The organism is Stenotrophomonas sp. MH181796, from assembly GCF_009659995.1.
GTDB classification, from domain to species: domain Bacteria; phylum Pseudomonadota; class Gammaproteobacteria; order Xanthomonadales; family Xanthomonadaceae; genus Stenotrophomonas; species Stenotrophomonas riyadhensis.
In genome coordinates this window covers 1-17,906 of sequence record NZ_RAHU01000016.1, presented here as the reverse complement: position 1 = coordinate 17,906, position 17,906 = coordinate 1, and the positions used below count along the sequence as shown (strand labels likewise).

18 protein-coding genes are annotated in these 17,906 nt (G+C 55.3%); 12 read left to right on the top strand and 6 right to left on the bottom strand.

The window, feature by feature from the left end; genetic code table 11:
- The first annotated feature begins 1 nt into the window (after position 1).
- From D5301_RS24340 to D5301_RS23780, 4 genes are all read left to right on the top strand, one after another.
- Positions 2–838 carry an RHS repeat-associated core domain-containing protein gene (locus D5301_RS24340; protein WP_228756505.1) on the top strand — a complete coding sequence of 279 codons (837 nt, stop codon included), beginning with the start codon at positions 2–4 and terminating at the stop codon, positions 836–838.
- Positions 835–1,239: a hypothetical protein gene (locus tag D5301_RS23790; protein ID WP_153857068.1), complete on the top strand. Its 405-nt coding sequence runs from the start codon at positions 835–837 to the stop codon at positions 1,237–1,239. Before D5301_RS24340 ends, D5301_RS23790 begins: the two co-directional genes overlap by 4 nt.
- 645 nt (positions 1,240–1,884) lie before the next feature.
- Complete coding sequence (locus D5301_RS23785; RefSeq protein ID WP_194936671.1) at positions 1,885–2,385, top strand: hypothetical protein; 501 nt, start codon at positions 1,885–1,887, stop codon at positions 2,383–2,385.
- 371 nt (positions 2,386–2,756) lie between these two features.
- Positions 2,757–3,638: a hypothetical protein gene (locus D5301_RS23780; RefSeq protein ID WP_153857066.1), complete on the top strand. Its 882-nt coding sequence runs from the start codon at positions 2,757–2,759 to the stop codon at positions 3,636–3,638.
- Between the two features lie 282 nt (positions 3,639–3,920).
- On the opposite strand, the gene D5301_RS23775 is transcribed toward D5301_RS23780, so the two are convergent.
- Positions 3,921–4,562, bottom strand: a complete 642-nt coding sequence (locus D5301_RS23775; RefSeq protein WP_153857065.1) for a hypothetical protein — start codon at positions 4,560–4,562, stop codon at positions 3,921–3,923.
- Between the two features lie 354 nt (positions 4,563–4,916).
- Positions 4,917–5,663: a hypothetical protein gene (locus D5301_RS23770; RefSeq protein WP_153857064.1), complete on the bottom strand. Its 747-nt coding sequence runs from the start codon at positions 5,661–5,663 to the stop codon at positions 4,917–4,919.
- A 186-nt stretch (positions 5,664–5,849) separates the two neighbouring features.
- Between D5301_RS23770 and D5301_RS23765 the strand changes: the two genes are divergently transcribed.
- Positions 5,850–7,052 (top strand): site-specific integrase, encoded by a 1,203-nt coding sequence (locus D5301_RS23765; protein WP_153857063.1) that lies wholly within the window; start codon positions 5,850–5,852, stop codon positions 7,050–7,052.
- A gap of 5 nt (positions 7,053–7,057) precedes the next feature.
- On the opposite strand, the gene D5301_RS23760 is transcribed toward D5301_RS23765, so the two are convergent.
- Positions 7,058–7,462 (bottom strand): helix-turn-helix transcriptional regulator, encoded by a 405-nt coding sequence (locus D5301_RS23760; RefSeq protein WP_228756504.1) that lies wholly within the window; start codon positions 7,460–7,462, stop codon positions 7,058–7,060.
- A gap of 86 nt (positions 7,463–7,548) precedes the next feature.
- Between D5301_RS23760 and D5301_RS23755 the strand changes: the two genes are divergently transcribed.
- Positions 7,549–8,082, top strand: coding sequence for a hypothetical protein (locus D5301_RS23755; RefSeq protein ID WP_153857062.1), 534 nt, complete (start codon positions 7,549–7,551; stop codon positions 8,080–8,082).
- A 734-nt stretch (positions 8,083–8,816) separates the two neighbouring features.
- On the opposite strand, the gene D5301_RS23750 is transcribed toward D5301_RS23755, so the two are convergent.
- Complete coding sequence (locus tag D5301_RS23750; RefSeq protein ID WP_153857061.1) at positions 8,817–9,377, bottom strand: hypothetical protein; 561 nt, start codon at positions 9,375–9,377, stop codon at positions 8,817–8,819.
- 115 nt (positions 9,378–9,492) lie between these two features.
- Between D5301_RS23750 and D5301_RS23745 the strand changes: the two genes are divergently transcribed.
- Both D5301_RS23745 and D5301_RS23740 read left to right on the top strand, forming a co-directional pair.
- Positions 9,493–9,945, top strand: a complete 453-nt coding sequence (locus tag D5301_RS23745) for a hypothetical protein (RefSeq protein ID WP_153857060.1) — start codon at positions 9,493–9,495, stop codon at positions 9,943–9,945.
- Between the two features lie 147 nt (positions 9,946–10,092).
- Positions 10,093–11,190 (top strand): hypothetical protein, encoded by a 1,098-nt coding sequence (locus D5301_RS23740; protein ID WP_153857059.1) that lies wholly within the window; start codon positions 10,093–10,095, stop codon positions 11,188–11,190.
- A 1,062-nt stretch (positions 11,191–12,252) separates the two neighbouring features.
- Here D5301_RS23740 and D5301_RS23735 read toward each other — a convergent pair.
- Entirely contained in the window at positions 12,253–13,998 is a 1,746-nt protein-coding gene (locus tag D5301_RS23735) for a hypothetical protein (RefSeq protein ID WP_153857058.1), read from the bottom strand.
- A 92-nt stretch (positions 13,999–14,090) separates the two neighbouring features.
- Complete coding sequence (locus tag D5301_RS23730; protein WP_153857057.1) at positions 14,091–14,660, bottom strand: hypothetical protein; 570 nt, start codon at positions 14,658–14,660, stop codon at positions 14,091–14,093.
- Between the two features lie 883 nt (positions 14,661–15,543).
- Here D5301_RS23730 and D5301_RS24335 point away from each other — a divergent pair.
- From D5301_RS24335 to D5301_RS24520, 4 genes are all read left to right on the top strand, one after another.
- Positions 15,544–16,557 carry an RHS repeat-associated core domain-containing protein gene (locus D5301_RS24335; protein ID WP_248859675.1) on the top strand — a complete coding sequence of 338 codons (1,014 nt, stop codon included), beginning with the start codon at positions 15,544–15,546 and terminating at the stop codon, positions 16,555–16,557.
- Positions 16,554–16,955, top strand: coding sequence for a hypothetical protein (locus D5301_RS23720; RefSeq protein WP_153857056.1), 402 nt, complete (start codon positions 16,554–16,556; stop codon positions 16,953–16,955). Before D5301_RS24335 ends, D5301_RS23720 begins: the two co-directional genes overlap by 4 nt.
- A 617-nt stretch (positions 16,956–17,572) precedes the next feature.
- Positions 17,573–17,758, top strand: a complete 186-nt coding sequence (locus tag D5301_RS24525; RefSeq protein ID WP_239496530.1) for a hypothetical protein — start codon at positions 17,573–17,575, stop codon at positions 17,756–17,758.
- A gap of 9 nt (positions 17,759–17,767) precedes the next feature.
- Positions 17,768–17,906 (top strand): RHS repeat-associated core domain-containing protein (locus tag D5301_RS24520; protein WP_324187387.1); only part of this gene is annotated, 139 nt, incomplete at its 3' end.

The following is a 17,906-nucleotide window of genomic DNA, read 5'->3' as shown; positions in this document are numbered from 1 at the left end:
GCTGATCGGCTTTGGCTTGTCGCCAGCCGCAATCGCCCAGGAGACGGTCACCTACATCCACACGGACGCTTTGGGCTCGGTCGTAGCTGAGAGCGATGCCAATGGCAACGTGATCAAGCGCTATGACTACGAGCCGTACGGCGCCGTGGTAGGCGGCCAGGTCACGGATGGCCCGGGGTATACCGGGCATGTGAGCGACTCGGCCACCGGGCTGAGCTACATGCAGCAGCGGTACATGGATCCGCAGTTGGGTGTGTTCCTGTCGGTGGACCCGGTAACGGCGTATCAGAAACCGGTTGAGCAGTTCAATCGGTATCGGTATGCGAACGGGAATCCGTACAAGTTCACTGATCCTGATGGACGTGCAGTCACTTGTAACGAGAATCGATGTTCTGGTGAGGTGAACACCATCGCTGATGCTCTGGCGCTTCCTGCAATTCTGACGATAGCGTACGGGGGGAGATTAGTCTCAAATGCAATTGATTCCACCCAGCGGAGTGAAGGGACTGATCCGGCCGACTCCACGGAGGGGGGAGGGGGAAAGCAGTCGCCCGATAGCGTAGCCGGACTACGAGGTGAATCGACTATTGAAAATGTCACTACCCGAGGCACCCGGGTATGGGATAGAGGAGCCGAATCAGATCAGAAAGCAAAGGATTTTGACGCGCTGGGTCCCAAGGATGTCGACACAAAGGCCAACGGAACTCGCGTGGGGCAATTGGAGGATGGAAGTCGAGTGATTGACAGGAATTACTCCAAGGATGGACGGCCGACGCTGGAGATTCAGCGCCAGGATGGTCGAACCACTGATGAGTTTAGATATGGGAAGAAGCCATGATGGGACAGCGTTCTGCAGATTTTGAAGAGTGGCGACCTGACGGAATTGATAAGGATTACTCGTGGAATGTGGGGGAAGTCAGATGTTCGATTGACGGGTCTCTGACTGTAGATTTGTTCGAGAATACGGGGAGGAAGGCGTGGATTCTGATGTTCGCAACGCCGCTGACCGTTCGAATTACTCAGGAGGGAAGTCTCCAAGAATACTGGGAGTCAGGAGTAGTGGTGGCCGGGCATAACCTGATGCGTGCAACCAGCTCATCGTTGTTGACGTGGTTGGAGAATTCGAGCGGTGGTGTTCATTCTTCGGACAATATGGCGCATTATGCGGTCTTCTCCGACGATGTCTGCGTTGAAGTTCTCTCGCGTGTCGTGCCTTCTCTGATGCCTGCAGATGCCTAGATGAGGACGATCGGCATCCAGACATCCCCTCGCATCCTGTCCTAAGTTGGCTCTATCGCCACTTATGGACAACTCGCCCGATGTCATCCATCTACACGGACGCCGCTGCCTGTGGCCCCATTGTCATGTGAATGATGCTAGTGGCCAACGTTTGGATATCAATGGGAAGCATGTCGCTCCGGAATCACCGGGAGCGCATCTTCCCCTCGAGGCAAAGTGAGGTCCTGATGCACGATTGGATGCTTCTGGAGATACGAATCGACTGGGCTGCAAGCTCGGCGGTGCTCATTGTGCTGGACGAACGCTCTTTGAGCCGGTCGATATTTTTCAGAGGTCTACGCGAATTCTCAGCTGATAGGCGAGAGCACTGGGGGCAAGCAGTTCAATCAATGAGGCCTCCTGGGACGATTCGTCAATGGATGGCGGAGTTTGTTTGAAGGTTGAGATGCAGTCAGGAGGCATGATCAGTATCTCAGCCGATGCAGCGGATCTCGACGGCAAGCCCCGCATGCCGGCGGTAGGTTCCCTTTAGATCAAATCGCATGCGGACGATCCTCATCCAACTGCATAAATTGGAGCCCGTGGTTGGTTAGGTTGGGAGATGCTCCCTGCCCGATCGGGGGGGGAAGCAAGAGCTAAGTCCAAATGACGGGCGCGTTAGCTTCCATCCTGATCCTGCCCAAGGGGGGGGCTTTGGGGATGAACAGTGATAGCTGCGAGCTTCTGGCCAGAATTGTGGAGACAGGGCTTCTCGGATCTGCTAGCGAATTGGCTCCTGGCTTGCTGGACCGCTACTGGTCGGGCGAAATAAGTGTGCCCTCGGCTATCGATGCCGACATTGCCTCCTATCTTTCGCTGCACGACTTAGGGGCTCTTGCAAGAGCATCAACGTGGATTGCAAGGAATCATGTCCTTTCCGGGCAGATGCCCAAGCAACACTTGGGCTTGGTGCGGTGGCTGTTTGAGAATGGCTATGTTGATCGGCTCGATCTACTGAACCTGCTGGCGCTGCTTTCACTTGGACCGCTGGATGAAGCGGGATTGGAGATCGCCTTGCTCTCCAAAGAAGCACTGGACGAAGGGCGGCTGGAGGGAGGCTTGAAGTTGATAGAGCCAATGCTGCTGGCCTATAGCCCTACGCTATGATGGATGCGTAGGTCGCAGGTTCGACTCCTGTTTCCGGCACCAGATACAGCAGAAAGCCCCGGCCTTGGTCGGGGCTTTTTGTTTTCGGTGCGTTCGGAACTCGTTGATTGGTGAGGGGTTCGCGCCGAGCTGATCATTGCAAGCGTCAATGCTGCTCGTTGCGGATGGCTCTCTTCCGCATAGATGCCGTGGGTCGCATTCGGAGGTCCGGCTTCCAACGTACTTACGCCCGAGCAGGATCGGCCCCTAACCCAATAGCTCGACGAAGTGAAGCTTGGTGCTTCAGTTCAGGTGCGGGAACGTCTCCAGCGACGTGCGGTAGTGATCGCCTAGACTCGGCTGAGTTGCTAGAGGAGTGGAGGAAGTAGCAAATGGGACACGAGTTGTGGACATCACCGGTCACGGGCTATCGCCGTCACGGCACGCGGCTGAATGACTTTAACGATGTTCTTGGGTGCAGGTCCATGGTGAGTGACATCTGCGAGCCACTGAAATGTTGCCCGGCTGGCGCGCCCGCAGATGAAATGCGCGTGGAGCTCGAGAGACTTGACTTTACCGTCGCTGGTGTAAAAGACCTTGAGTTGGGACCGGTGATTGGTTTCGTTGAACGAGATTCCCTTACTCACGGTAAGGTCCGCGATCACCTTTGCCCTCTATCAATGGCAGCTGCAATTCCAAACACCACTAATGTCGTATGTCTTCTGCAGCAATTGCAGAGAAGTCCATTCGTATTTGTGGAGAACGACTCGGTTGTGGACGCGATACTGACTTGGGCGGATATCAACAAGCCCATTGTTCGCATCTACATCTTCGGCCTAATTTCGCTGCTTGAAATGCACCTCAGCTTTTGGGTCGCTTCTACATATAGAGATGATCAATGGAAAGCCGTACTTAGGGATCGAAGAGTCTTAGCTGCGGTAGCGGTGCAGGAGGGGCGGAGAAGATTTGGTCAAGAACTGCCGCTGATTCAGTGTCTTCAGTTATGTGATAAGCGAGATCTTGTTTTGCAATCCGAAGCCCTTAGGCAGCTATTCGGGTTGAGTTCGAAGAATTCAGGGGAAAAGTTCTTCAAAAGCGTCGAGGCGCTTAGAAATTCGCTTGCACACAGTCAGTACGATATCGTAGTTGGGGGTGCATGGGGTGAGATGCTAAGCCTAATTACCCGAATTCAGGCGGCGGTGCAGCTATCCGATCTACATGTGGAGAATGGTGCTATGCAGAGTTCGGCAAGGTTCTCAAGCCTCCTTTGGTGAGTGTTCGTCTATTTTATGTTTGTTCTACTGTATGGGTAGATTTTAAAATTCTGTGGCCCCATTTAATGTCAATAAATGTATCTGGGATGTGAAAAACTGGCTGAAGTTCTGTTAAAAAAATCAAACTGAAACTTTATCCGATTCATTCTTGGGTTGGGGGGCAGGCTTTGTTTGGATGTCAATGCTTGTGAGTCGCTATTTTGGATGAATTTGCGGATTATTTACAATGAGTGCGGCTCTGGCGCAAAGAATTGTGTTGCGATTTTAACGAGTTGATGTCGCCTAAGTTAGTGTGACTGCCCAGGCGCCGAGGGCGAATATCGCGGTTGTGAACGCAACAATGGACCCGATGATCTTTGCGAGCTCAGAAGGTTTGAGCTGTGAAATGATGTCGCCTATGCTCATAGTCGCCAGTCTGGGTTTTGTTATTATTGCGTTGTGTTGAGCTTCGTTTAGTTTTCTTTTCCAGTCGGCGAGGATTCCATTGAATTCCACCGTGTTTAGTGACTCAGGCTTGGGGTCCAGGCGCTGTACGTACCAGTCGTAGCCCGCTTCTAGAAGACCTTCGGGACGTATCTCGTTGGCCACGATGACGAGAAGGGGGCGTGCTCGGCTATACGATAAAGCAGCTTCTATTTGATTCCATGGCGTCGTTAAGCTTACGCCAGAAAGCGGCTTTTCACTGGGGCCGGACCTGCGCTCTAAACCCTGCTGTATATATATTCTTTCCAGGGCGATTACGATAGTTCCTGCGCACTTGTCAAGAAGGTCATTTACAGCTTTAAGTGGGGCGTCTGAGCTGAAGTGGCTTCTTCCTACCGTTTTGGGCGTCAGGCCTTCGCTGCGGAGGCGAGCTTCGACCGCTTGTACAAAGGACTCTTGCAGTTCATTTGCAGTCCCGCCGACACTAAGAAAGACGTCCATGCTTTTGACCTTGATCGATTGGAATTCTATACGTGGTGATGGTATCCGAAATTCTCAGGGTGTCCTAAATTTTCTCTTCTAAACATTGCGATAACAGCTTGGTCGCAGGTTCGACTCCTGTTTACGGCACCGGTTGCATGAAAAGCCCCGGCCTTGGCCGGGGCTTTTTGTTTGGGGGCGTTGGATCCCGTTGATTGGTCAGGGAAGGGGAGAGGTGTTCGCTAGCCTCCCCTTCCACGCTGCAGCTGCGGATGGTTCGTATTCATCCCTCAAGGGCGGTTTCGTTTTCTCAATTGGCTTCGAAGCGCCTTGCAGAATGACCTTACAGTAATCTTCAAATCTCATGGCGTTCAGTCAATCTTTTGCGAAATTCTCAAGGAAGGTCACTGCGCGTCCACTGATTTGAATGATGTTGTCAACCTTTATCACTTTATCTGCCACGGCGTTCATCTTCCGCCAAAGTGCGCTAAGCGAATTTCGTTGATCGGGCTGAAGCTTCGATACTTCAGACTCGCTGAAGAATATGTCGCCTGTAGCAGATTTAACAGCTTCCTTGATTGCGGACGCGCCTCTCAATGGATAGTCTGCTAGTGCCGTTTCAGCAAGCCGTATATGGCGCCGCAGAACTGCCTTCAACTCTGATGGGAATGAGTTGTCTGCAAGGAGTAGTTCTAAATCATTGATAATACTAACAATTTCAGCAAATTCTTCAAGTGCGATGCCGTCCTCTTCATCCGGCAGAACCTCACTACAGAATATAAGGACTGCGAAAACGTCCTCGCTCAAATATTGTCGGATATTCCCACTTGGGTTGAGGAGATGCTGGGGTGACAGAGCATTGTCAAGTTTGGCGAAGGCCGGACCATAGGCGTTGCTGGAAAATCCTAGTAGCTGCAGCTTGTCACGTAGTATGTCGAGTTCATCGACAAGAATGAGAATCCGCTCGGACGCTTGAATGTATCCGCGAGCTCCTTTTCTTGGTTCGATTTCCAGTACATGCTGCCATCCCGATAGGGCGGCTTTGTTCGGATCTATTTCATTCCACCTCTGCATTCGACGGTGAATTCGCGAAGCGCTGTTGTTTCTAGTGTTCTGAATCATCCTAATCCATGTTTATGCTTGAGGCGCGAAGCCAATTGCATCACATGTCGGGGCTTTCGTCACTACTGCGGAGTATTACTGGCAGAGGATGTTGGTTGCGTTCGCACAGCGGATGATCCTCATCCAAACACCGCCTCGCATCCTGTCCTAAGTTGGCTCTATCGCCACTTATGGACAACCCGCCCGATGTCATCCGCCCTCACCAAGCGCACTGTGCACACAGCTGAGCCCCGAGATCGCCCCTACGAGCTCAGGGACGCTCAAGTTCGTGGGCTCATTCTTCGCGTGCAGCCGTCAGGGTACAAAGCTTGGATCGTGACATGGGCGCACGGTAAGCGTCGTACCTTGGGGTCGGTCGAATATCTGACACTTGATCAGGCCCGTGACCAAGCCCGGCAAGCGGTTGCTGAATATGTTCAGTCCGGATTGCCGGCACTCGCAAAGTCCAAGCCCACTAGCTGCACGCTCGAAACACTGCTCAACGAGCATTTCGAGCCCTGGGCGATAGCTGAGCTCAAGGGCGGTCGCCAGTACCCGGATCGCATCCGATCCGTGTTCCCGTGGCTGTTGCGCCGTCAGATCATTGAGATTGATGTGCCCACCATGGAGCGATGGTGGCGCGGGCGTGTCACTGGCCCTGATGCCGTCACCAAGGCTACCGCAGCGCGCGACTTTGCTTGCCTGCGGTCTGCCTTGTCCCGTGCGGTCGAGTGGAAGTTGATCGAGACCAATCCTTTGATGGGCATGCGTCAACGATCGGCAGCTAGCCGGAAGGTGGTTCGGTTCCTGTCCCCGGACGAAGAAGCGATGCTTCGGGCCACGCTGGCATCGCGCGATCTGGCTGGGGTTGAGGGCAGGGCAAATGCAAATGCGGCCCGACGCAAGTACCGGCAAGCGGTTCTGCCTGATTTGCCGATGGACGGGTACGTCGATCACCTGACCCCGGTGGTTCTTACAGCCATTAATACCGGTATGAGACGTGGTGAGTTGTTGTCGATGAGCTGGGCTGACATCAACTGGGAAGCCAAGATGCTGACCATTCGAGCCGAGAACGCCAAGTCCGGTAGGCAGCGTCACATCCCGCTAAACGTCGAAGCCATGGAAGTCCTGCAGCGTTGGGCTAGACAAGCGGGCGAGCGCCGTGCGGGCAAGGTCTTCGACGTGACCGACATCAAGAAGGGGTGGGGAAGACTCATAGCCGATGCCCGCATTGAAGAGTTCCGTTTCCATGATCTGCGCCATCATTTCGCATCACGCTTGGTGCGGACAGGCGTGGACCTGAACACCGTGCGGGAGCTCTTGGGACACGCAGACATCACCATGACTCTTCGCTACGCCCACCTGGCCCCGGACACTCTGGCGGCGGCAGTTGCCAAGCTGGCGGCGTGAGAGGGCTAATCCCTCTGCTCCCCAGCCAAACGCTCGAGCTCTTCCCTCATCCTTTGGCGCTCCCCAGAGGTAAGCTTGGCGAAAGCCAAGATCGCCGCAGCTAGGTCATCGTCCTCAGCGAACAGGTAGGCGACCGGTACATCCAATGCCTTGGCCAACTCTGCAGCCTTGGTCATGTCAGCTTGGTTTCGTTCGCGCTCGTACCTGTTGATCAGCACGGCACCACGGTTCTTGTCCTGGTCCTTATCCACCATTGCCCCCAGCGCGCGCTGGGACAGCCCGCGCAGTGCTCGAGCTTCGGACAACCGTTTGGAAAACGTAGCAGTGATGACTGTGGGCGATGGCACGCGGAGGTAACGGTGAGTGAACCTGTTGGAGCATGAGCCATATACCTGATCAGTAGAAGTCATTACCATACCAGTATATGGTGTTGTGCGAGGTATGACTGGCCGCAAGGGGTGGCCGGGCCCGTCAGCGCTCAGTCGGGGACGTTGAGATGAAGAACCGGATTACGCATGTTGCCGTCATGTCGTTGGTGCTGACGGCTGTTGTTCCCGGGGAGGGAGTGGCTCAACAACAGCGGTCTTACGACCGTTTCAAGGATCGAACCTCCTACGAGGCCAAGGTGGAGCTATCGGAGCTGTCCAAGACCAGCAGGGGCATTTCTCTGAGCCTGAAGAGCGTGGTAGACGGAGACCGCGCTGTAACGAAGTCGGACTCTTTCACCGTTTCGGCTATCGTCACCTTCAACATGTCCTATGACGTTCGCTGTGCCGGTACGAGCTTTGACATGCTCGTGGATGGAAAGGCTGTTTCGCTTCCCAGTGACATGCCCGCTTTCAATCGATACGAGTACGCCATCCTTTCGTTCGGCAAGAAGATGACCCTGGCAGAAGTAGGGGCCTTCACCGGTGCCAAGAGGATCGAGGTACGGGTCTGCGATACCGAGTACAGCCTGGACGATGAGCAACGCGCTGCACTGCGTGATCTGGTTAAGGACGCTCAGATGGGTAGCTCAACCGGTGGCTGATGTCGGAAACCCTCGCACATCCAATCATGGAGGAGAGAACATGCAAGCCAGCGATTCAGCAATCAATCTCTATCAATGCCCGGCTTGCCGTGCTGCCATCCCCTCGGGTAGATCATCCGCGAAGTGTCCTAAGTGCTACACGGACCTGCCCAAGGCAGTTGTTGAATCGAATCGCGCTACCGCGAGCGCAGGGCAGGAGTTTGGGTCTGCGACGTTGTGCGTGGTGTTGGGCCTAGCTGGGCTTGGGATCGGGCTCTACTTCCTTATCAACCCATCAGCAAGCAGCTACAGCAACATCGCGAACATGCACGCGCTCGCTGTGGGGCAAGCTCTGACCGTCGCTGGGGCTGTCTTGCTTGGGTTCGGCATTCGCCCTCGATAACTTGCTCGCTAGCTTGATCGGGCCCGTTGGCAGAGATGTCAGCGGGCCTTTCGTATGTGCGAATGTCTGCGATCTGGGGCCATCTTCTATTGAGGATGCTATCCGTAGTCAGAAGCGTACTGGCACGCCCTGCCGCGCGATGTGGGGCGCTCCGTCGACTATGCATGCAGGGATGCAGCTGCTCAGTCCGACGAGCGCTATGACGCGATTGATTGGCATTGCTGACGCTCCTATCAAGCAGAGGGTCAGGATCATCCGCATCCAAGTCGCGAAGTCCTAGGCGGTACGCGGAGAACGCAGTGCCTGCCCGACGAAGTGGAAGCGAGGTACGGACAACTCCATACAGGCATGCTCAGTCGAACCGGGCGCGCGCTCGCGAAGCAGCAGCCCTCGATTCCTCCTGATGCTTCCCTACTGCGATCTTCGTTTCCTTCTTCGACAGTGTGCGCATGTGAGCAACCCTGCGCCCCTCATCCTGTTCATGCGTACGAATTAGGTTCAGCTTAGCCACGGTCTGTAGCAGCTGCTTCTTCGCCGTGGGCGAGAGCGCCTCGCTAAGACCGTCGAAGGTGTCCTCCCAAGCGACCGATCCTCCGGCCAACATCGAGCGACCTAGCTTCGTAGTGGCAAGCGCTTTAGAACGTTCATTCAGCGACTTTTCTGTCACAAGGCCGTCGCGCTTCATGCGGCAGACGAGCACTGACATTGATCCGGGTGTTGTGTTGATCATCCTAGCAAGACTGGCACGGGTCATCGGATACGCACTTCCTACTTCTGTCCGGGCAATCGCATCTAGTGCCAGGAAAGCTGAGGTAGACAACTTGTATGTCTTCAAGCGGGCCTCGAGATCGCTCGAGAGCCCATTGATCAAGATCATTAGCGCCTTGAATTCGGCGTGCGGCAGTTGGGTCATGCCACATCCTAAGATGGTGGACTAGTTGAATTCAATGGGTCCGCCACTTACTCGCTTGGCAACCTTGTTTCCAGCGACGGCAATTTCGCAGCCGCTATCAACTAGGAGAGCTACTATGCACAAGCACAACAATATTGATCGTTCCACCCGCCTCTTCGCCGCGCAGCGCGAGGGCAGGGACGCGCTGCACGCCGCGCAGAGCTCAATTTCTGAAACGATCATGGGTGGTGAGCAGCTGGTCGCGGATAAGGCGTGCGAAATCCATCGCGCCTCCATCTACGGCGAGATGACTGCATTCGATGTCACTACTGAGTTTGCGAACATGCTGCAGCGCTACATCGGGACTACTGACCGTCGCTTCGACCTGCGCGTATGCGATGCCTCGATGTTCCGTGCGATTTGGAAGGCTCGCCAGATGGTCGACATGACCGGTATCAATTACCGCGACTACGTTCAGCGTGCCGTGACCTACCTGCGCCACTGTGGCAAGAAGCGCATCACGCCTGCGATGCTTGTTTCTGCTGATGTGCAGTTGCACGTCATGGAGCTCGATCTCGTCAGCCGTTAAGGAATCCCGCACTCCACACGGCACGTAGTTCCTGCGCTAGGTGTGGAAGGGTCCTTCGCACCCAGCGCTTACCGGAACGTGACGCAGCGCGCGTCACGCCAACCATCTAGTCGGTCCTGGCCGGGTTATCAGAAATGAGGTCCAACAATGACAATGGCAGCATATCGTCGTGCCCAGAAATTGGCAGCGGCAAAGAGGGCTGGGTCTGAAGCGCTGGCGACAGAGCAGATGGTCCAAGCACGGGAGTGGATTGCGCCGAGCGACTTCAATGAAGAACCGGACTTTGCGCGATCTGCACATCTGACGTACCGATACATGAGTGCGTACGAGCGCACGCAGAGCTTCTATGAAGCGTATCGCAAACACTACGTCCATCGCTTCTTGCGACGTAAGGGACGCGAGCCGCAGGGGTTCCCGAGCCTTATTAGTGGCCTTGAGGTAGGCGACTTCGCTAGTATCTGGCGAGCGCGACAGCGCGCGGATGCAATGGGAGTTCCTTACGAGCGCTTCGTCATTGAGCTGATGCTGGAGGCGGACGCTAATGGGACGCGACAGCTGCCCCGGCCGAACCAGCTCTGCAGTGACTCCAAGCTGCCTATGCTGATCGAGCGCTTGGAGCAGAAGCGGGCCGAAGGTACTTTCGATCCCTTTGCAAAGGACTTCGACCCGCGATTCTATGCGGCTAACTTTGTGGGCGACCAACAGCAGCTGGACGCCCTGGCGTGGATCGAGGAGCAGATTGCTAAGGCCGGACGTGCTCGCAAGCCGGTGTTGCTTAGCCGCTTCATGTGCGTCGAGCAGCTGATTTCGGAAGCAGAGGCTACGCGCCGGTTTGGGCAGGAGCTCGTCGATGAGGCTAAGTCCCACCGAGGGGGTTACACGTCGCGCACTCCGGTGGTGCTTGATGCCCCCGGGCCCTCCGATCCAGCCTGCTTTGGTATGCGCACCGAAGGGCACGCAATCTGCAGCCAATGTCCGGTAGCCCAGCGTTGCACCGAATTGCGAACTAAAGTCGAGGAAGGCGTCCAGGAGCGGTTCGGGGTGCTGGACGTTCCGAAGGAGCGTAAGCGTATTGCGGCCCGAGACCGCAAGCGTCGACAGCGAGAGCGAGAGCGCAGTGGGGCCGCTATGACGGATCAGGAGCTTCACCGGGTGCTTAAGGAGGCAGCGGATCCCAAGGTGATCCAGAGGCGCGAGAGGGACAAACAGCGCCGGGATGGGAAGAAACGCAAGAGCCAAGAATAGGCGAGGCTCCCAGCACTGGCCGAGATGTCACGCTTCCCTAATATTTATTAGCTCTTATTTATAAGCTCTAACATATATAGGGAAGCGTGACATCGAGGCCTCACAGCCCGGAGATCCTAGCGCTCTAGAGGTCGGCTTCCGGCAGGCGCTGCCGCCCCGACGCCCCCCCGGGAGGGTACGAGTTGGTGTTCAATTTGCATCTCCTTACGAGTTCTCCCTCGGCTGGATCCCTCGTAGCCGATCCTCCGGCCTTCTGGAGGCACACCGGTTTCGCGTCCGTTAGGACCCTGTCTCGGGAGCTCTGCATGCCCTTGCGGCCTCTGCCATGTATGAAGCGCTGCTGCCGATCCGCGTCATACCGAGCCTATGTGACGTGATCATTAGCCGGAGATCTGGGTGATGCAGTTGTGGTTTAAGCATTGATAGCGCAAGTCTGTCCCTTCCGACCAGGTGCCAGTGCGGGCAGGGCTGACCGTCACTTTCGCGAACGGAAGGAATGCTGCCGTCTACTCCATGCTAAGCGCTACTAAAGCGCATGCTGCCTGAGTTCAGCACGCAGGACGCGGGCGGCGGTGTATGAGCCGGTGCCTGCAGTCGCAAGACATGGTGGCCATATATGAAGCGTACGGTGGTGTTCGGCCTTGTACGGGCGGCAAAGAAAGTTCGCCGTTCAAGTCTCATCCCCTGCGACCGATATGCTCAAGGATGCATAAAGCAATCACCGGGACAGCTACATGGATCGTTGGACGTGGATGATGCTAAGGAATTAAGTCCCAGCAGTAGCACCGCTGGTAATTGGGTTGGCTTAGACATGAAGCGTCAATTGCTCGCAAGGATTTACGCACTGGCGTGCTGCGTGGCGGCTATGGCAAGCAGGCTTCTCCGAATTTTCTTCAGACGCCTCGCCGCAAATTTGCCGCCAGTGAGGGGAGGCATCCGTTCACTGGCGGTCTGAATGAGCTTCAAGCTGGCAGCTTTCACCGGAAGCGCGGGATCAAGTTCGCTGATCCCTCAGCGTTCGCGTGCCTCCAGACCATCGCTGGTACGCTAAAGTCCTCGCCGTTAAGGCGCGTCGAGTCCACAGACTTCGAGGAGATCGGAGGGGGTGACTTCACCGTGTGCGCGAAGCTTTTTCCTCCAAGCTAGGTGATATCTGGACTGGAACTCAATCGCTTCGTCTAGAGTCTTGGCGTACTTGTGTCGAGCGCACAAGTCTATAAACCTATCAATGAAGCCGTCGAGATATTCATGCGCGTTCTCGACTAGTGCATCCGTCTGGCTTGGTGATTTTCCGTCGTGAATGATTGAGTTGCGTGCGCGATAAATCCTCTCGATCTGCCAGGTGATGCGTCTCTCGTGTTCAATGATTCGTTCATTGAGATGGTCTTTCTTGGAGATTAGTTTTGACATCTCAAAACAGCGATTCATGAGGAGGGCATAACCTTCTGTCATTCTGTATAGGTCGCTGCGAATTTCCTCGTAATCTCCGCCAAGCAGTACAAGTGCTAGCTTCTGGTGAGGTTTCCAGTCTGGCTGCTGCACTCGCTTGAGAAGCTTGGAGGTGCCTTTGCGATTCCAGCGATAAAGGTCGCCCGCTAAAGCAAACAGTAGGCGGTTAAAATACCCATGATTGAGGAACGGCATGATGAGCCTCAGCACCTCTCGAAGCTTTGAGCCTGAAGCTCTTGGTACCAGGACTTCCATTCCAGTCCATAGATTGATGAGTTGAGCCTCTGAGCTGGTTGCTTCCTGGGCTGACCCATGCAGCCTTACCACGCTAATGAAGCGATCAAATGACTGTCGATCAGCAAAGCTAAGTCCATTCATCGCCTCGGCCAGCTTCTGTGAGGCCCTTGTTGGCAGGCTGTCTCGAGATCGTTTTGCGCCGGATGTAGCTGCACTGACCCTGACGGCCAGTGCATTGCCATCAATAGATAGCGCATTGGACTGCCAGTGAATTTTGCGCTTGTGATGAAAGAGCGCGAACATGTCGGATAGGCGTTCTAGCCGCTTCTCAGCATCGTTCTTCGCGGTATATGCATCCTTCGCTGTTACGTCGCAAACCGCGACAAGGAGTTCGTCGTCATTGGCACGAAAATCCTCACGATGAGCAATTGTGACTCTTTCGTCCTCATTATCCGGCAAGTAAATTCTGAAGTATTGAGCGGAGGACTCGGTCTCCTTGATTATCTTGGGTGCTACGAAGAGCACGTCATACTTGTGCGATCGCATGTCAAAGGAGCGAAAGAAGGTGGCGAGGTGCGCTGGATCTGACAGTCCTGCAGTTCCGTCGTAGAACACTGAGGTCTGGGTGGCAATGTGTTGCTTGCTGTATCCCAGTGAGAGCATGGCAGATACCCAGCTCTTCGCAGAGGTGCGGATATGCATCTTCTGCCTGTCAGATGCACAAAGCTTGATTATTTGATGTTGTAGCTCGGCAGTGTATTTCGGCCCTTTGAGTACGTTGATTAGTAGTGATAGCCTCAACCGGATGTCAACTAGCTTATCTTCCGCGCTGAGCGATAAGTAGAACTCCGACTCAAAGGGTAGTAGTCGCTTTGCTACATTGTCTGACTTGATTATCGACGCCAGCTCCTCAAGTACAGGCGTGAGCCGGTTCCTATCCATAGATCCAGCTTCTATATGCTCAATTATTGAAAGTGCCTCTGCGCCTAGGCTGCCGGGGCTCATCACTCTGGGTTTATATGTTGCCGGAGTGTACTCGTACAGTAGTTCGTCGAGACATTGTGCGAAAAATATTACGCCTACGGCGTTGGCATCGATTCCGGATGGCTGCTTGAATCTCATCAGCAAATCGTCCTTGCGGCTTCTGTTTATACGTAACAGGGGAGTTGGGGTGTCGAGTAGCTTGAGCGGATAGACTTTTAGTATCGAGCGCGCTAACCAGCTGAGTTGGCAAGTTGGACTGCTTGGCGCGTGATAATAAACTTACGGGTGCCCTTGCTGCCGTAATCGAGTCTGAATAATCCAAGCTCTACCAAGGTATTCAAGTCATCCTCAATGAATCTTGGTTCCTGAACGTCGAGCTGCCCTGCGCCGCTGATAAAATGATATCGCGTCGAGTTGATGGATTTGTGTTCCCAGAGTTCATTCGCCCCGGAATCGGCGAACTGCTTGACAATTGACATTGCTTGGGCGGAAAGAGTGCCGCTGGGCCTTATGGATTCGGCTAGATCAGAAAAGGTCTGTATGTGGGAAGCAACGGATGCTAAAACTTCGTCCAGCGAATCAAGCCGCAGGAGCAGCTCTTGATGATTTAGCGAAAGTATTGATTTGAGATGGATTGCGAGCATCTGGTTGCGCTCGATGTCAATCGCGACATCCTCGTGCCGCTTATCTCGCAGCCATTGAATAAACTCGGAAAGCTGCGTTCCTGAGCTTTCGCTCTTGTAGTTGCTGAGAAGCCCAACGATGGTTGCGAAGCTCGTGGCTGCCATTAGCGGGTCCACTTAACTCTCCTTGACTGAGTGGTATTGGCTATTTTTCGTTCCAGCGATTCATTCCGAGTGTTGGGCGGTGAGCACGGGAATCGACGATCTCCCACTAGCGCCCTCGTGGGCTCAGGATAGCGCACCGGCAGATACACTTGCTAAGGGTCAGCCTGTTTGGCTTAGGTGCCACTTACCGCACATTTGGAGGCGAATAAATTATTGTTTTAGCTGACGTTTTGTCCGTATGAGTGTCGCTTATCTAGTGCGACGCTCCTCGGTATGGTCTTCAGCGTTGGAGTGACCCTATAGATAAGAAGTGTCCTCATCCTCGTCCGCATCTGGGACTGGCGGAGTGGAGCTACCCTCGGCCCATGGCTTAGTTGGCGCTTATCGTCAGTCGGGCCAGTTCAGGTCAGTCTCCGGAACACCCCATTGGGTGCTTGCCAGGCGAGCGCTCGAGAGCGTACCGGTGGCAATGGTCCATGCCGGTCCGCTCGGTCGGAGTCGGTCTGATCCGCTGAGCTGCGACTCGCTTGGATCGCTAGTCGGGGTCAATAGGCTGGGTTCGTAATGCGTAGGTCGCAGGTTCGACTCCTGTTTCCGGCACCATGTTTGATGAAAAGCCCCGGCCTAGGTCGGGGCTTTTTGTTTGTGATGGGGTGTTGCCGGCCCATGACCGGCGGAATGGGCAGGTGCTGGTCCGGTAGCGCCAGCCCATGGCTGGCAGCTCAGGAATTACAGACCTCGCGGCCAGCCTGGCTTCCCAGGCGCTTAGCTCCCCCGCACCGTTCCTGACTTGGCAACCGCAGCCGTTCATTCCTGTGCTATCAATACCCAGCCTTGCTTCGAGGCACTTTCAGGGATTGGAAGGATGCGCAGGTTCGGGGGAACTGCAGGCGGTGTGTCGACCCGCTTCAGGGGATTTGAAGATCGAATTCGGAAGTTGGGGGCATCAGGCGTCTGGCTGTGCTGCGTGCTGCTGATTGGCTTGGGTGTGTCGCCCGCCGCAATCGCCCAGACGACGGTCACGTACATCCACACGGATGCCTTGGGCTCGGTTGTGGCTGAGAGCGATGCCAGTGGCAACGTGATCAAGCGCTATGACTACGAGCCTTACGGGGCCGTGGTGGGTGGTCAGGTCACGGATGGGCCGGGGTATACCGGGCATGTGAGCGATGCGGCCACCGGGCTGAGCTACATGCAGCAGCGGTACATGGATCCACAGTTGGGTGTGTTCCTGTCGGTGGATCCGGTGACTGCGTATGAGCAGCCTGTAGGACAGTTCAATCGCTATCGCTACGGGAATGGCAATCCTTACGGATATGCGGACCCTGATGGTGCCGACGCCATATATTTTACGGATGTGAATGTTGTTGTCATTCCTGTCTACTTCAAGGGGGCGGAAGCAACCAAGGAGAACATCCAGCAGATCAAGGCGAGAGTGGACTCCATATCCTCCGAGTTCTCAGGGATGAAGATAAGGCTTCAAGTGTTGTCTTCGCCCAGTGGCGCAGGGACGAACGTCATGGAGTTGGGCGCGGGGAAAAACTACAAGGACTTCCCCCTTGCCGGCGAGGGGGTTGATTCCCGGGGTGGACGCAGGGGGTACATTGATATGTCTGCCGACAATGGTATCGGTGCTGCCGCGCATGACATTATTCATTTTGCCGGAGCGCGAGACGGGTACGCGAGCAACGGGAGTCGAGAGGGCAGGACGGGTAGTTATCTTCCGGGGTACTCACAGCAGCACATCATGGCAGATCGGCGAGGTACCAGTCTGCGCGCGATGGACGAGGATGCGATCAGGGGGAATGACTCGACTTCGAGGGTCCAATTGGGATCATTTCAAGGTGTTTTCAGGGTTGACGGAAGGCTCGATTCGATGCGCCTTGAGAAGAATCTGAAGGGGAAATGATGCGCAATTCAACCTCGAGGAAATTCTGGATTGCTGTGAGTGTCATTGGAATAGCGGTGACTCTGGCTGCTTGTCGAAGCGAACGCTGCGAGGCTCTGGTCACAAATGAGTCGCCCAGCGTCGGTCTGGCGCAGCGGTACTTCGTGAGCCTCATGGATGCAGTCAATCTTGCGCCGGAATCCGCATTCAAATCTGGTGAGGCTTGGCAGGTCACCATTGTTGACGCACGACCAGATCCTCTGCATAAAGATGGCGATATTGATGGCTCTCTTTGGGTCGATTTCAGGGTCCGCTCGCCCTCGTCGCAGATCGTAAGCGAGCGGTGTACTTCACGCTTTGATGTGTGTGTCGCTCATGTCGTTGAGAAACTTCCGAAAAAGTGTCGTAGTCCGCACTGAGCTGTGGTTCTCAATGGCGTGTTTTCCGGCGGTGATTCGGGTCCGGCTGCGTTCCACAGGGCGTCCTTGATGGCGTCGTTTGCCAGCAATCGTTCGGACGGCAGCCTTTCAGTCGCGCATTGTCCGCCTCCGACTCCTGGAGCCGCTTGGCTGCCAGCACGCTCCGCAGCCGAACCCTCCCGTGCTACGGGGAACCGGGGCTTCACTGAGCGTGTGCCGGCGGGATAGGTCTTTCACCGTCATGCGGATCTATAAATCAAGCAGGAAAGTGATGATTCATTCTTAGGGAAATCGTTTTTCATGTCCCGTCTCCGTCGCGTTGGGGCTTCGCAAGAACCCTGTAGTGCCAGCCCATGGCTGGCAGCTCACAATTTCTGAGTCTCGCGGCCTTCTCACCCAGCCGGCTTCCCAAGCGCTTAGCTCCACGCACAGTTCCTGACCTGGCAACCGCAGCCGTTCATTCCTGTGCTATGAATACACAGCCTTGCTTCGAGGCACTTTCAGGGATTGGAAGGATGCGCAGGTTCGGGGGAGTTGCAGGCGGTGTATTTACCCGCTTGAGGGGATTTGAAGATCGAATTCGGAAGCTGGGGGCATCAGGCGCCTGGCTGTGCTGCGTGCTGCTGATCGGCTTTGGCTTGTCGCCAACCGCAATCGCCCAGACCACGGTGACGTACATCCACACTGACGCCCTGGGCTCGGTCGTGGCTGAGAGCGATGCCAACGGCAATGTGATCAAGCGCTACGACTACGAGCCCGATGGGGCTCTGGTGGGTGATCAGGTCACGGACGGGCCGGGGTAAACCGGGCATGTGAGCGATGCGGCCACCGGGCTGAGCTACATGCAGCAGCGGTACATGGATCCGCAGTTGGGTGTGTTCCTGTCAATGGATCCGGTCACGGCGTATGACCAGCCGGTTGGGCAATTCAATCGGTATCGGTATGCGAACG